Origin of the sequence: Kutzneria sp. CA-103260, from assembly GCF_018263855.1 — a bacterium.
Classification (GTDB): Bacteria; Actinomycetota; Actinomycetes; order Mycobacteriales; family Pseudonocardiaceae; genus Kutzneria.
In genome coordinates this window covers 7,467,791-7,481,315 of the sequence record NZ_CP073318.1, presented here as the reverse complement: position 1 = coordinate 7,481,315, position 13,525 = coordinate 7,467,791, and the positions used below count along the sequence as shown (strand labels likewise).

At 67.7% G+C, this 13,525-nt stretch carries 14 protein-coding genes; 9 read left to right on the top strand and 5 right to left on the bottom strand.

The genetic code is table 11. The annotated features are described in order from the left end of the window. Positions 1 to 312 precede the first annotated feature (312 nt). A complete protein-coding gene (locus JJ691_RS32755; RefSeq protein ID WP_211763449.1) occupies positions 313 to 996 on the bottom strand; it encodes an IclR family transcriptional regulator in 684 nt (227 codons plus the stop codon). A 162-nt stretch (positions 997 to 1,158) separates the two neighbouring features. Between JJ691_RS32755 and JJ691_RS32750 the strand changes: the two genes are divergently transcribed. The 9 genes from JJ691_RS32750 (at position 1,159) to JJ691_RS32710 (ending at position 9,256) form a co-directional block, all read left to right on the top strand. Next, complete coding sequence (locus JJ691_RS32750; RefSeq protein ID WP_211763448.1) at positions 1,159 to 1,914, top strand: alpha/beta fold hydrolase; 756 nt, start codon at positions 1,159 to 1,161, stop codon at positions 1,912 to 1,914. 30 nt (positions 1,915 to 1,944) lie between these two features. Continuing rightward, positions 1,945 to 3,132 carry a homogentisate 1,2-dioxygenase gene (locus tag JJ691_RS32745; RefSeq protein WP_211763447.1) on the top strand — a complete coding sequence of 396 codons (1,188 nt, stop codon included), beginning with the start codon at positions 1,945 to 1,947 and terminating at the stop codon, positions 3,130 to 3,132. 5 nt (positions 3,133 to 3,137) lie between these two features. Beyond that, a complete protein-coding gene (locus JJ691_RS32740; RefSeq protein ID WP_249228300.1) occupies positions 3,138 to 4,037 on the top strand; it encodes a fumarylacetoacetate hydrolase family protein in 900 nt (299 codons plus the stop codon). A gap of 2 nt (positions 4,038 to 4,039) precedes the next feature. After that, positions 4,040 to 4,930: an alpha/beta hydrolase gene (locus JJ691_RS32735; RefSeq protein WP_211763445.1), complete on the top strand. Its 891-nt coding sequence runs from the start codon at positions 4,040 to 4,042 to the stop codon at positions 4,928 to 4,930. A gap of 52 nt (positions 4,931 to 4,982) precedes the next feature. After that, complete coding sequence (locus JJ691_RS32730; RefSeq protein ID WP_211763444.1) at positions 4,983 to 6,098, top strand: NAD(P)-dependent alcohol dehydrogenase; 1,116 nt, start codon at positions 4,983 to 4,985, stop codon at positions 6,096 to 6,098. Positions 6,099 to 6,286: 188 nt separating this feature from the next. Continuing rightward, the gene (locus JJ691_RS32725; protein WP_211763443.1) at positions 6,287 to 7,258 is read left to right on the top strand and encodes an LLM class flavin-dependent oxidoreductase; all 972 of its coding nucleotides are present in this window, start codon (positions 6,287 to 6,289) and stop codon (positions 7,256 to 7,258) included. Positions 7,259 to 7,284: 26 nt separating this feature from the next. Continuing rightward, complete coding sequence (locus tag JJ691_RS32720) at positions 7,285 to 8,157, top strand: haloalkane dehalogenase (protein ID WP_211763442.1); 873 nt, start codon at positions 7,285 to 7,287, stop codon at positions 8,155 to 8,157. 20 nt (positions 8,158 to 8,177) lie between these two features. Next, positions 8,178 to 8,537, top strand: a complete 360-nt coding sequence (locus JJ691_RS32715; RefSeq protein WP_211763441.1) for a YybH family protein — start codon at positions 8,178 to 8,180, stop codon at positions 8,535 to 8,537. A gap of 125 nt (positions 8,538 to 8,662) precedes the next feature. After that, positions 8,663 to 9,256 carry a helix-turn-helix domain-containing protein gene (locus JJ691_RS32710; RefSeq protein WP_211763440.1) on the top strand — a complete coding sequence of 198 codons (594 nt, stop codon included), beginning with the start codon at positions 8,663 to 8,665 and terminating at the stop codon, positions 9,254 to 9,256. Between the two features lie 27 nt (positions 9,257 to 9,283). On the opposite strand, the gene JJ691_RS32705 is transcribed toward JJ691_RS32710, so the two are convergent. The 4 genes from JJ691_RS32705 to JJ691_RS32690 form a co-directional block, all read right to left on the bottom strand. Then, on the bottom strand, positions 9,284 to 9,469 hold the full coding sequence (locus JJ691_RS32705) for a hypothetical protein (RefSeq protein ID WP_211763439.1): 186 nt from the start codon (positions 9,467 to 9,469) through the stop codon (positions 9,284 to 9,286). Positions 9,470 to 9,897: 428 nt separating this feature from the next. Next, positions 9,898 to 11,331 (bottom strand): aldehyde dehydrogenase, encoded by a 1,434-nt coding sequence (locus tag JJ691_RS32700; RefSeq protein WP_211763438.1) that lies wholly within the window; start codon positions 11,329 to 11,331, stop codon positions 9,898 to 9,900. A gap of 208 nt (positions 11,332 to 11,539) precedes the next feature. Beyond that, positions 11,540 to 12,475, bottom strand: a complete 936-nt coding sequence (locus JJ691_RS32695) for an SDR family oxidoreductase (protein WP_211763437.1) — start codon at positions 12,473 to 12,475, stop codon at positions 11,540 to 11,542. Beyond that, positions 12,472 to 13,518 (bottom strand): serine hydrolase domain-containing protein, encoded by a 1,047-nt coding sequence (locus JJ691_RS32690; protein WP_211763436.1) that lies wholly within the window; start codon positions 13,516 to 13,518, stop codon positions 12,472 to 12,474. Before JJ691_RS32690 ends, JJ691_RS32695 begins: the two co-directional genes overlap by 4 nt. Positions 13,519 to 13,525 lie beyond the last annotated feature (7 nt).

Here is a 13,525-nt window from a genome sequence, read left to right as displayed (position 1 = left end):
AGTTTTCACGCGTCGCCGACACCAGGGCCGCGCCGCTTCGGCATCGCTACTTGAAGATCTCAAACACCTTCTGAATCAGCCGCTTTCGGTGCCGGATGCCTGGACGACGTGGGTGGCGTACAGGCGGTGCCGGTCGCGCCGGGTGGTCGGGGGAGGCACGGCATCGGCAAGACCTGGCCACCAGCAGTGGGTCGGCCAGCCCCAATCCCACTGCTGGTCGCCAGCGGTCTTCCCTCCGTCACGCCGTGCGGCTTGGCGGGGCCTGTTTGGAGCTGGTCGTCGGGCATTCCGGATCGGTCGTGAACTCGACGCTCAGGGTTGTGCGACGGCCCGGGCGGCAGCGATGACGAACGGGGCGATGCGGACCTCGTCGATCGGTCCGAGCGCCACGACGCCTACGGCGGCCTCCGCCGGTTCCCGCCCTGTCGTGACGGGGGCTGACAGTCCCCATGCGCCGCGTTGGATTTCGTCGTGCGTGGTCACGTAGCCGAGTTCCCGGGCCTTGGCCAGGTCGGGCCGTAGGTCGGGGTCGAACGGTCGGCCGATCAGGATCGCGCGGCCGGGGCCGAGCGAGACGGAATGGCGGAGTCCGGTGCGGTAGGCGACGTGCACTGGAGTGTGCGGTGGCTCGATCACGCTGACGCTGACGACCTCGTCGCCGTCGAGCACGGCCAGGAATGCCGTGGCTCCGGTGTCGTTGGCGAGCGTGCGCAGTGGACCCTGTGCCGCCGCCTGGAGGTTCGGCCGCACCGCTCCGGACAGTTCGATCACGCCGAGGCCGAGTTCGTACCGACCGTCCTCCCGCTGGGTCACCAGTCGCTCGCGCTGCAGTGTGCCGAGCAGGCGATACACCACGGTCCGGTGCAGGCCGAGTTCCTTCGCGAGATGGGTGAGCAGCAGCCCGCTTGGGTGCCTCGCGAGCACCTTGAGTACTTGGATGCCGTTGCTGAGGGTCTTCGATCCGGCGGCCGGTACTCCGGTCTCGTTCTCTGGCACAGCAACTCCCTCGATCGGTGGAGCGAATATAGCTCTCTATGTGCTGCGTGGTGTCGCGAAGGTCTCGATCCCTGAGCGCCCCCCTTGACACCCTGCTGGTTTGGTTGCACTCTCAACCAAGATAGTGCGATTTTGACACAGTAGGAGCGATAGTTGCACCCCATGGACTTTGCGGCTCGCGTCGGCAGCGGCGACCACGCGGTGCTCGTACTGCATGGCTGGTTTGGGTCCGCCGCCGCGTGGGCGCCGCTCTGGCCCCATCTGGATCGCGCGCGGTTCAGCTACTACTTCATGGACTACCGCGGCTACGGCACCCGCAAGCACGTCGAGGGCGTGCACTCCATCGAGGAAGCCGCCAGCGACACCGTCACGATGGCCCGGGAACTCGGCATCGAACGGTTCTCGGTCATCGGCCACTCGATGGGCGGCAGCGTGATGCAACAGGTCGCGCTGCAGGCCCCAGACCTCGTCCGTGCGCTGGTCGGCATTTCGCCGGTGCCCGCCAGCGGCGTGCCGATGGACGGCGATCTGTGGCGACTGTTCGACGGAGCGGCCGACAGCGCCGACAACCGTCGAGCGATCATCGACTTCAGCACGGGCAACCGGCTTAGTGACGTGTGGCTGGACGCGACGGTCCAGCACTCGCTGCACCACTCGACCCGGCAGGCGTTCGCCGACTACCTGATGGCCTTCGCCCGGACGGACTTCCATGAGCGGGTGGTCGGGAGTCAGACTCCGGTCCTGGTCCTGGTCGGCGAACATGATCCGGCCATGAGCATGGCCGTGATGAGACCGACCTACGGCGAGTGGTACCGGGACGTCCAGTTGGTCGAACTGCCCAATGCCGGCCACTACGCGATGGACGAGCTGCCGGTCACGCTGGCCACCGAAATCGAGAAGTTCCTTGTGGAGCACTGAATCCTTGTGAAGCACTGAAGGAGCAGCACCATGTCGTACTACCGCGCGGTCGGTGAGCTGCCGCCGAAACGGCATACCCAGTTCCGGCAACCTGATGGAACCCTGTACTACGAGGAGTTGATGGGCCTGGGTGGGTTCGCCGACGACTCGGCCCTGCTCTACCACGAGAATCCGCCGATGTCGATCCTGCGCAGCGAACGGGTCGATGGTCCGACGGCGATCAGCCGTCCCAACCATCCCCTGCTGCCACGGCATTACCGCACTCGTCAGCTCGACGGCACGGGGGCAGACGCTGTGCTCGGACGGCAGGCGCTCCTGGCGAACACGGATGTGCGGGTCTCGTACTTCGCCGCGGACCAGCCCTCCTCGCTCTACCGCAACGCGATCGGCGACGAATGCGTGTTCCTCGCCAGCGGGTCCGCCACCCTGGAAACGGTCTTCGGTCGGCTGTCGGTCCGCAGCGGCGACTATGTCGTGATCCCGGCGGCCACCACCCACCGCTGGGTGCCCGATGCCGGCGAACCGTTGCGCGCGTTGGTGATCGAAGCACTGGGCAGTGGTCACATCCACCCGCCCAGCCGGTATCTGTCGCCACGCGGGCAGTTCCTGGAACACGCCCCGTACTGCGAACGTGACCTGCGATCCCCGGACGAGCCTCTGACGGTCGCCGACGAGCCCGCTGATATCCTTGTGCGGACACGGAACGGCTGGACCCAGCTCACCCACGGGCACCATCCGTTCGACGTGGTCGGATGGGACGGCGGGAACTACCCGTACGCACTGAACATCCGTGAGTTCGAGCCCATCACCGGCCGCATCCACCAGCCACCTCCGGTGCACCAGGTCCTGGAGGCGCCCGGGGCGGTCATCTGCGCTTTCGTTCCGCGCAAGTTCGACTACCACCCGCTGTCCATACCCGCGCCGTACAGCCACGCCAATGTGGACAGCGACGAGGTTTTGTTCTACGTGGACGGTGAGTTCAACTCCCGGAAGGGTTCCTCGATCGAGGCCGGGTCGATCTCGCTGCACCCGTCCGGCTTCATCCACGGTCCGCACCCGGGAGCTGTGGAGGCGTCGCTGGGCAAGGAGCGAACCGAGGAGTACGCCCTGATGCTTGACACCTTCCAGCCGCTGGAGCTGTGTGCGTCGGCGGACCGCTGTGAGGACGAGTCCTACGCGTGGAGTTGGGCGCGACACCGAGCCGGGAGCACGTCGTGAAATGGATGACCGTGGCGCTGCCATCGAGCGGCGAAGTGCGCACCGGTGTGCTGGCTGAGGAACGGCTGCACCTGTTGGGCGCAGGGCAAACCCTGCGTGGGTTGCTCGGTGACGACGGCGAACGGCTTGCCGCAGCGGGTGAGCGTGCACTGCGTGATCCTGATGTCGTCGCCGATCCGGCCGCTGTGCGGGTGATGCCTCCCATCCCCGACCCGGGCGCGTTCCGTGACCACTACGCCTTCGAACAGCACGCCCGCGCCGGGCGGCGAAGCCGGGGACTGGATCTGGATCCGGTGTGGTTCGAGTTGCCGATCTTCTACTTCTCCAACCCGCACGCGATGCTGGGCCCCACGGAGGACCTGGCGGTGCCGCCGGGTTGCCAGCGGCTCGACTACGAGGTGGAGGTCGCCGCGGTCGTCGGTCGGGACGGCCGGGACGTCAAGGCGGAACAGGCCGGCTCCTACATCGCCGGCTACATGGTGATGAACGACTGGAGCGCGCGCGACGTCCAACGGCGCGAGATGGTGCTGTCGATGGGACCGCACAAGGGCAAGGACTTCGGCACCACGGTGGGACCGATGCTCGTCACTCCCGACGAACTCGCCGACGTGCGTCAGGGCAAGGCCTTTGATCTCGCGATGACCGCGTCGGTCAACGGCGTCGAGTACAGCCGTGGCAACCTGGCCGACATCCACTACTCCTTTGAGGAGTTCGTCGAGTACGAATCCAGTGGCGCCGTCATCAAGGCCGGCGACGTCATCGGCTCCGGAACCTGTGCGACGGGGTGCATCCTGGAGCTGTCCGGCACCCACGGCGAGGAGCGCTATCCCTGGCTGCGGATGGGCGACGTCGTGGAGGTCGAGGTCTCCCGGCTGGGCCGTCAGCGGACCGTGATCACGGGTTGACGATGGCACCCGATCTGGTGGAGGTCCCGGTCAAGGGCGGACCGTTGACGGTGGCCATCTGGAACGCCGGCGTATCCCCGGAGGTCGCGGTGATCGCCATCCATGGTCTGACCATGTCCCACCGAATCTGGTCGGCGGTCGCCCCGCAGTGCGGCGATGTCACATTCATCGCCCCGGATCTGCGCGGCCGCGGCGGTAGCAGCGGCCTCCCCGGACCGTACGGACTGGCCCGTCATGCCGAGGACGTCCAGGCCGTCATCGACGCCTTCCAGCCACGGCGGACCGTCCTCGTGGGCCACGCGATGGGCGGCTATGTCTGCGAACGCCTCGCCAGTGGCAGCACAGTCGCCGAAGTGGTGCTGGTTGACGGCGGCCTGACGCCCGCCGCGCCGGTGGGAGTCGACATCGACGGCTACATCGACCGGTTCCTCGGTCCGGCGCTGCGTCGGCTGGGTCGCACGTACGCGTCACGAGAGGACTATCGGGCGTACTGGCGACGACATCCGGCCTTCGCCGAGACGAACACCTGGAACGCCGCGATTGAGTCCTTTGTGGACTACGATCTTGACGGGCTGGTGTCTCGGACCGTGGAGCAGGCGGTGCGGGAGGACTTTCTCGACGGTCGGTTCGACGCTGCCACCCGGGAGATCGCGTTCGGGCTGACGGACCTGCCGATCACGCTGCTCTGGGCCGAGGGCGGGCTGCTCAACCAGCGGCCCGGCCTGATCAACCAGGCACTGCTGGACGAGTACCGAACCCACCTGCCGCAGATCAGGGAAACCTTCCTGCCCGCCGTGAACCACTACACCATCACGCTGGCCGAACCCGGCGTGTCGGCGGTCGTCCACGCGCTACGGACCGCATGTCGAAACGTGACACAACCCGGGCGCTAGCGCGGAACACGCCGTCATTCGCGTCACTTCTCCTCGCCTGTAAGGAAAGGCCATGCCACATGTCGTCACTGCGGCGGTTGCACGTCGCGGGCGGTCCGACTTCACCGTCGAGACGCTCCACCTGGCGGATCCCAGACCGGATGAGCTGCTCATCCGGTTTACCGCCAGCGGTCTGTGCCACACCGACCTGGAAGTGGCTGCCGGCCGTCTGCCCACTCCGCTGCCAGTGGTGGCCGGGCACGAGGGCGTCGGCGTCGTCGAGGCAGTGGGTTCGCAGGTCTCCGGTGTCGCCCCAGGCACGCGGGTCGTGCTCAGCGTGGACTCATGTGGTGTGTGCTCATCGTGTGTTGACGGGCAACCGGCCTACTGTGCCGACCACGCAGCGTTGAATTTCGCCGCACAGCGGGCCGACGGCTCGACCGGTCTCACCGATGCCAGCGGTGCACCCGTGCACGACCACTTCTTCGGGCAGTCCTCGTTCGCCAACTACGGTCTGGCGCATCGGCAGGGACTGGTCGCCGTGGACGACGACATCCCGGACGAGGTCCTGGCGCCGCTGGGCTGCGGCGTGCTGACCGGCGCGGGCGCGGTGTGGAACTCCTTACGTGTCAACGCCGGTAGCACAGTTGCGGTGCTCGGCACGGGAACGGTCGGAATGTCCGCCGTGTTGGCGGCGGCGGTCGCCGGGGCTGGGCGCATCATCGCCGTCGACCGACACCCGCATCGACTCGAACTCGCGTCGGCGTTGGGTGCCACCGATGTCGTCAACGCCGCCGAGACTACGACCGACGACGCCATCATGACCCTCACGGGAGGGACCGGCGTCGACTACAGCGTCGAGTCCACTGGTGACGCCACCGCGATGTCCACCGCGATCGCGGTGCTCGCCGCGCGCGGCACCGCCTCGATCCTCGGCGTCGCAGGGCAGGACGCCTCGGTCCGCGCCAACGCGTTCGACTTGTTGCGGGGCCGCACGATCGCCGGATCCGTGATGGGGCATCAGGCGCCAGCTGCGCTCATTCCGCGCATCATCGCACAGTACCGGCGCGGTCGGTTCCCGCTCGATCGCCTTGTCCGAACCTATCCGCTTGCGAAGATCAACGACGCGGTGGCCGACGCGCGTGCCGGTGTGACCGTCAAAGCCGTGCTGCTGCACGACTCGGCCTGAGCGCCGCCGCGCACCGCGGCACAGCAGGCGCTGTTGAACTCTCAATCATTCTGCTATGGTGATATTGAGAGTTCAATCAGGCCGCCGAGTTGATCGATGTCCGCCGCATGCCGGCGGCCACGCTTCCTCGGAAGGCACGGCTGACAGCGAGCCGCACCGGTCGGCTCATAACCTCGGAGAAGGTCTCGATGCCACTCACGATCTCCTGCCAGTTCACCACCTCCAACCGGGTGCCGGAGTACATCCGGATCGCCGAGCAGCTCGGCTATTCGAGGGCGTTCTGCTGCGACACCCCGACGCTCTACTCGGAGGTGTGGATGCAGCTCGCCAGGGCCGCGGAGCGCACCGAACGGATCGGCATCGGGCCGGGCGTGCTTGTCCCGGCGCTGCGACACCCGATGGTGAACGCCGCAGCCATCTCGACACTCGTCTCGCTGGTCGGCCAGGAGCGAGTGTCCGTCGCGATCGGTAGCGGCTTCGCCGGGCGGCGCATGCTGGGCCAGAAGCCGGTTCGATGGGCGGACGTCGCGGCATACATCAAGGTGCTGCGCGCCCTCCTGGCGGGCGAACAGGCGCAGTGGGAGGGGAAAACCATCCAGCTCCTGCACGACGGCGACTTCGGGGCCCGGCTGCCGATCAGGGTGCCGCTGTTGGTCGCGGTGTCCGGACCGAAAGGCATTCAGGTCGGCCACGAGATCGGCGACGGGGTGTTCTGTGCGCCGAATCCGGTGGGCGGCTTCGACGTGAGCGTGCTGGCGCTCATGGGAACGGTCCTCGACGAAGGGGAGGATCCGTCGTCGGAGCGGGTGCTGGCCTCCGCCGGCCCGGCGGCGGCCATGGCGTTCCACTTCGCCTACGAGTCGGGCCTGCTCCAGTACATGCCAGGCACGCACGAGTGGGCGGAATCGTACGACGAGATCGACGAGACCACCCGGCACCTGCAGATCCACGACAAGCACCTGATCGGCGTGAGTGATCGTGACCGCCGTTTCCTGACCACGCAGTTCCTGCAGGAGCAGGGTTCGGTCTTCACACCGAAGGAGTTGCGTGAGCGGTTGGCCGCGGCTGAGGAACTCGGCGTGACCGAGTTCGCCTACACCCCGACCAGCACGGACGTACCCCGCGAGCTGGAGGCGTTCGCCGCGGCGGTCTTCGACTGAGGTTCTGATCGTTGAGAAGAGGGCTCATGGCACTCGAGAAGAAGTACGTCGACGTCAACGGCTACAAGATGGCCTATGTCGAGCGGGGCGAGGGCGATCCGATCGTCTTCACGCACGGAAACCCGACATCCTCCCACCTGTGGCGCAACATTCTCCCCAGCCTGGAGGGGTACGGCCGGCTGATCGCCTGCGACCTGCTCGGGATGGGAGACTCCGACAAGGTGGCGGACTCCGGCCCCAACAGCTATTCCTACCTTGATCACCGGGACTTCCTGTTCGCGGCATGGGACAAGCTCGGCGTGACCGAAAACGTCATCCTCGTCCTACATGATTGGGGCTCGGCGCTGGGTTTCGACTGGGCCGAGCGCAACCGTGACCGCGTCGCCGGCATCGCCTACATGGAGGCGATGGTCAGCGCGCTCGAATGGCGCGACTTCGACCCGCAGTTCCGCTCGATCTTCCAGGGCTTCCGGTCCCCGGCGGGGGAGGAGATGGTGCTGGAGAACAACTTCTTTCTGGAAAACGTCATGTTCGGCTGCACGTCGCTCTCGGCCGAGGACAAGGCGGTCTACCGTGCTCCCTTCGCCACGCCGGGAGAATCGCGGCGGCCGACCCTGAGCTGGCCTCGTCAGCTCCCGATTCTCGGCGAAGGCCCCGACTACACGATCGAGGCGATGCGGCGATACGGGGCGTGGCTGGCGCAGTCCCCGCTACCGAAGTTGCTGGTCCGCGGTGACCCGGGAAGTCTCCTGATCGGGCCGGCGCTGGACTTTGCCAGGAGCTGGCCCAATCAGACCGAAGTCACCGTCCCCGGAGTGCACTTCCTGCAGGAGGACAGTCCGGTCGAGGTCGCCGCCGCCCTCGTCGACTTCGTCAAGCGTGTCCGCAACATCGACTGAACAGAGTGTGGTGAACGAAAATGACAGGCATTGAATACCGGCGCAAGGCACACGACCCGTCACAGCTGAGCGAACTGTTCCTGGAGAGGTTCACCAACGGCGACGTCGAAGGCCTCGTGCAACTCTACGAAGCGGACGCAGTGCTGGCGCTGTTCGGCGGCGGTGTCGCGATCGGACACGCCAAGATCCGTGCGGCGTACAAGGACGCGACATCGGCTCCGGTCTCGCTGCGTCCCGGACGGCAGAACCTCACGGTGGTCCAGGGAGATCTCGCCCTGACGTCGACCACCCACGACGGCGGGCCGATCACGGCCGAGGTGGCGCGCAGGCAGCCAGATGGAACATGGCTGTGGATCCTCGACAATCCCAACCTGGCCTGACCGCCGGCCCGCCATAACGGCCCGCGCCGTGTCTGCGACGGCTACCGCTCATAACGGCGTGCGGGTCGGACTGGACCCGGTTCGTGCCCGGCGAGCGGGTGGCCACCTCGAAGCCGTGTCCCAACATGCCGTTCAACGCGACCGCGGCGGACGCGCGGAGCACCATCGAAGACGTCCTCGCCTCCTGGGCCGCGCTGATCGTGGAAGAGCAGGGGATCCAAGGACCCCGGCGCGATGTCAGCGGCCTCGTTTCCTTCTTGGCCGCGAACCTGCCTTGGCTGAGCGAACATCCGGCGGCCGCAGAAGCGGCGGAGGAGATTGCGGCGCTGCGGCGGGCGGCCCGTCAGGTGATCGATCCCATGCGGATGCGGGTGATTCCGCTCGGACCCTGCGCCAAGGACGGCTGCATCGGCATGGTGCGGGCCCTTGTCCACCCCGACCGGGCCTCACATCGGACCGAGATCCGCTGCAGTGAAGATGAACAGCACAGGTGGAGCTCGGAGATGTGGTTGCAGCTGGCAAGGGCGAACACATCAACCGCGCACTGGTACGGCGCGTCCGAGATCGCCCAGCTCTGGCAGGTGTCCACCGGCACGGTCTACCGCCTTGCCAGCCAACGGAAGTGGCGGCGCATCAAGATCGACGGGCGTGCGCTGTACCACCACGCCGACGTACACGAGTCGATGTGTGTGACCGCTACTGCGATGGGGCAAGTGTGAGTGCTGCTCGGCTAGACCGCCGAGCGCTCACCCGCTCACGGATGGGTAGCAGGCGGCCGCGCGGTCGAGGCGGAGGGTTCGCTTGCGTTCGTTGCGGTTGAGCGGCGCGGCGCGTTCGTACTCGTTGATCAGGCCTTCGAGGAGCCGCTGTCGCTTGATCGGCTGGGTGATCGGACGGCCGATGCCCGCACTTCCGGCGGGAAGTGCGGGCATCGGCGATTCGCGTCAGTCCAGGAAGTCGATGAGCGACCCGTGCGGCGGCATGTGGAAGCCCGCCAGCGCCATCCAGTGCCAGAAGGTGCCGGAGCTGTAGCAGTTCTCCGGGACCTGTGCGTGCCGAAATCACGTTCATGCAGTTCAAGCGGCATGTCGGCACCTACCGACATCGCGCTCAGTGTCGAGCAGGCGCGTCGCATCGCGGGCGAATCTCCGGCGCGCGGTGGCATGTCGAACGGGATTGCCGAGAGCCGTCGGATGTACTGCTGGGCGCCGCCGGCCCGAGCCTGCTGGGTCCGATGGCGGCCGCCGGGGGACGGCGCGGTTGCTGCCGATGTCGGCCTGAGCGAACAGCACCCCAGGGGCTGATCCCTGGTTCGGCGGCACCGTACGCCGAACCAGGACGCAGCCATAGGTCCTGTTGGTTAGACGACGATGGTCTTGTGTTCGACGTACTGGCCGAGGCCGACTGCGCCGAACTCGCGGCCGATGCCGCTGGCCTTGTAGCCGCCGAAGGGCATGTCGAACCCGCCCTGGGCGCCGTTGACGGTGAAGGTGCCGGTGCGGATGCGGCGGGCGATGGCCAGCCCGCGTTCCGGGTCGGTGGTCCACACGCCGCCGCTGAGTCCGTACGGGGAGTCGTTGGCGATGCGGACCGCGTCGTCCTCGTCCGCGTAGGGGATCACGACCAGCACGGGGCCGAAGATCTCCTCCTGGGCGATGCGCATGGAGTTGTCGACGTCCACGAACACGGTCGGCCGCACGTAGTTGCCGGTGGTGAGGCCGTCGGGCATGCCGAGACCACCGACGACGAGCCGGCCGCCTTCGTCGATGCCGGTCTGGATGTAGTCCAGCACGCGCCGCTGCTGCACGGCGGTGACGAGGGGGCCCACGAAGGTCGAGGGTGCGGAGGGGTCGCCGACGGTCACGGCCTCGGCGGCGCCGATGATCGCGGGCACGAACTCGTCATACCGGCTACGCGGGATGAGCAGGCGGGTGTGGGCGGCGCAGGACTCGCCGTTGTTGACGAAGGCCATGAACGGCACCGCGGCGATGACGGCGCTGAGGTCGGCGTCGTCCAGCACGATGGAGGCGGACTTGCCGCCGAGTTCCAGGCTGCATCGCTTGAGCTGGTCGCCCGCGACGGACGCGATCCGCCGGCCGGCGGCGGTCGAGCCGGTGAAGGCGACCTTGTCGACGTCCTGGTGCGAGATCAGATACTCACTGGTCTCGCGGTCGGCGGGCAGGATGCTGACCACGCCCTTGGGGAAGCCGGCCGCCTCGAACACCTCGCCCAGCAACAGACCGTCCAGCGCCGTCTCGGGCGACGGCTTGAGGATGACCGTGCAACCGGCCAGCAGCGCGGGGATCACCTTGACCAGCGCGGACTGGTGCGGGGCGTTCCACGGAATGACGGCGGCGACCACGCCCACGGGTTCGCGTCGCAGGACGGTGGTCGTGCCGTTCGAACCGGGAATCCTTTCCTCCCAACCGAAGTCGGCGGCGGCGCGGAGGTAGGCGTTGGTCTGTTCGGCGACGCCGCCCTGCAGTGAGGACGTGAACCATGCCGGTGTGCCGTTCTCCGCGGTGACCAGTTCTGCGATCTCCGTGGCGCGTGCCGCATGCAGCTCGTTGAACCGGGCGACGTGGTCCTGCCGCTCCTTGGGACTCAGCGTGGGCCAGGGACCGTGGTCGAAGGCCTCGCGGGCGACCGCCACCGCGCGGTCCACGTCCGCGCGTGACGCCTGCGCGGCGGTGCCGACCAGGCTTCCGTCGTGCGGCGACCTGATCTCGAGCGGAGTGGTGCCGGTGGGCGCCGTCCACTCGCCGCCGATGTACAGATTGGCATATGTGCGCATGGGAAATACTCTCCGTAGGCCTGAGGAAGTCCAGTGGCGGACAGTTCGAAAAGGTGCCCAAGACGCCGCCGTTCCGGCGGGCGATGGTGGTCGATTTGGTATGGCTGGGTATGGAGATGTGGGGTGGAGTCCTGGTCGAGCAACGCCCAGAACCGGTCTACGCGGTCGAGCAGGTTCCGGTGGATGGCGACATGCGGGACGGTCGTGCTCACATCTCCGGGAAGCGCACCTTGGTCAGCTGCTCGGAGACCGCCCACAGGCGACGGGCGTCGGCCTCGTCGAGCGCCCGTTTCGGCACGCGCGCCTCGGCGGGTCCGCCGGTCAGCTCGAACGGACCGTTCGGGCCGTAGTAGCCGCCGCCGACGGCGTCTGGGCTGGTCGCGGCGTACAGGGCAGGCAGGATGCCCTGGTCGACCTGCTGCCACATGCCGGGGATCCGGTACGAGATCCGGTTCATCAGGTCGACCATGCCGGTCGAGCTGCGGCCGTGGGTCGGGCCGGTGACCTGGAGATTGGTGATCGTCGCCCCGGGGTGCGCGGAGTTGCTGCGCAGGCCCCAGCCGCCTCGGTCGCTGCGTCGCTGGAGCTCCTGCGCGAACATCAGGTTGGCCAGCTTGGACGTGCCGTAGGAGCGCTGTGCGCTGTAGGACCGCTCCCAGTTCAGGTCGTCGAAGTTCAGGCGGCCCCAGCGGTTGGTCATGCTGCTCATGGTCATCACGTGCGCGTTTCCCTGACGCAGCAATGGAAGCAGGTGAGCGGTCAGCGCGAAGTGACCGAGGTGGTTGCTGCCGAACTGGAGCTCGAAGCCGTCCTCGGTGACGTCCCGGCGCGGTGGCGTCATGATGCCGGCGTTGTTGAGCAGGAAGTCGATCGGGCGACCCTCGGCGACCAACTGCTCGCCGAGCGCGGCGACGGAGTCCAAACAGGACAGGTCGAGGTCGCGCATGCCGAGCTTGGCGCCGGGAATGTTCTTGCTGAGCCGGTCGATCGCGTCCGCGCCCTTGGCGCGGTTGCGCACGGCGAGGATGACGTCCGCCCCGGCCTTCGCGAGTCGTCCGGTGAGGCCGAAGCCGAGGCCGCTGTTCGCGCCGGTGACGACGGCGAGCTTGCCGGTCAGGTCGGGAATGGTGATGTCGGTGGTCATGCTGCCCTCCGCGAGGCGTCCCGCAGCGCCGACAGCCACGGCGTCCAGCGGGGATCGGGACCGGTTTCCGGCTCCCAGGACATGTTCGTGCAGGTGTAGCCGACGGACAGACCGCTGGCCCGGTCGGCGAACGCCAGCCGGCCGCCGAGACCGGCATGGCCGAAAGAGCTGCCACCGAGCAACGGCGAACCCGCGCGCGGCGCCTCGTAGCCGAGGGCGAACCGCACCGGGAACTCGCCTGGCTCGCCGTGCGACGGCAGACCGTCGGTCTGGACGACGGTGGCGCGGTCGAGGGTCTTCTCGGTGAACAGGCTGTCGATCAGCGCGCCGTAGAAGCGGGCCAGCGAGCGAGCGTTGCCGACTCCGTTGGCTGCGGGCAGTTCGGCGGCCAGCACCGCGGGATTGTTGAGCACCTCGACGGCGGGGTCCGGGTTTGGCAGCGTGGTGAACTCGTTCACGAACCGGTCCAACTCGCTGGCGGGCAGGCCGATCCACAGGTCGAGGCCCAGCGGCTCGGCGAACTCCTCGCGCAGGAACGTGCCGACGCTGCGGCCGGAGATCCGGCGGATCACCTCGCCGACCAGGAAGCCGTAGGTCACAGCGTGGTACTCCAATTCGGTGCCCGGCCGCCACATCGGCGTCATCGCGGCCAGTGCGCCGACGCAGAGGTCCCAGTTCAGCAGCTCGACGTAGCCGATCTCCGGCGGGAACGCCGGCAGTCCGGCGGTGTGGCTGAGCAGGTGCCGGACGGTGATCTCGGGCTTGCCGAACTCCGGCCAGTAGTCCCGGACCGGCCGGTCGTAGTCGAGCAGGCCGCGTTGGGCCAGCAGGTGCGCGCAGCTGGCGGTCAGGCCCTTGCTGACCGACATCAGCACGCTGATCGAGTCGCCGGTGAACGACTCGGGTCCGGTCCACAGGTCCACCACCGGCCGGCCATTGCGGTGGACGGCCAGCTGCGCCGACCCTGGATCGGGCGCCTGGGCCTTGGCGAACGCGTCACGCACGGCCTCGAACCCGGGTGCGACCTCGCCGTAGACGTCCATGACCTCG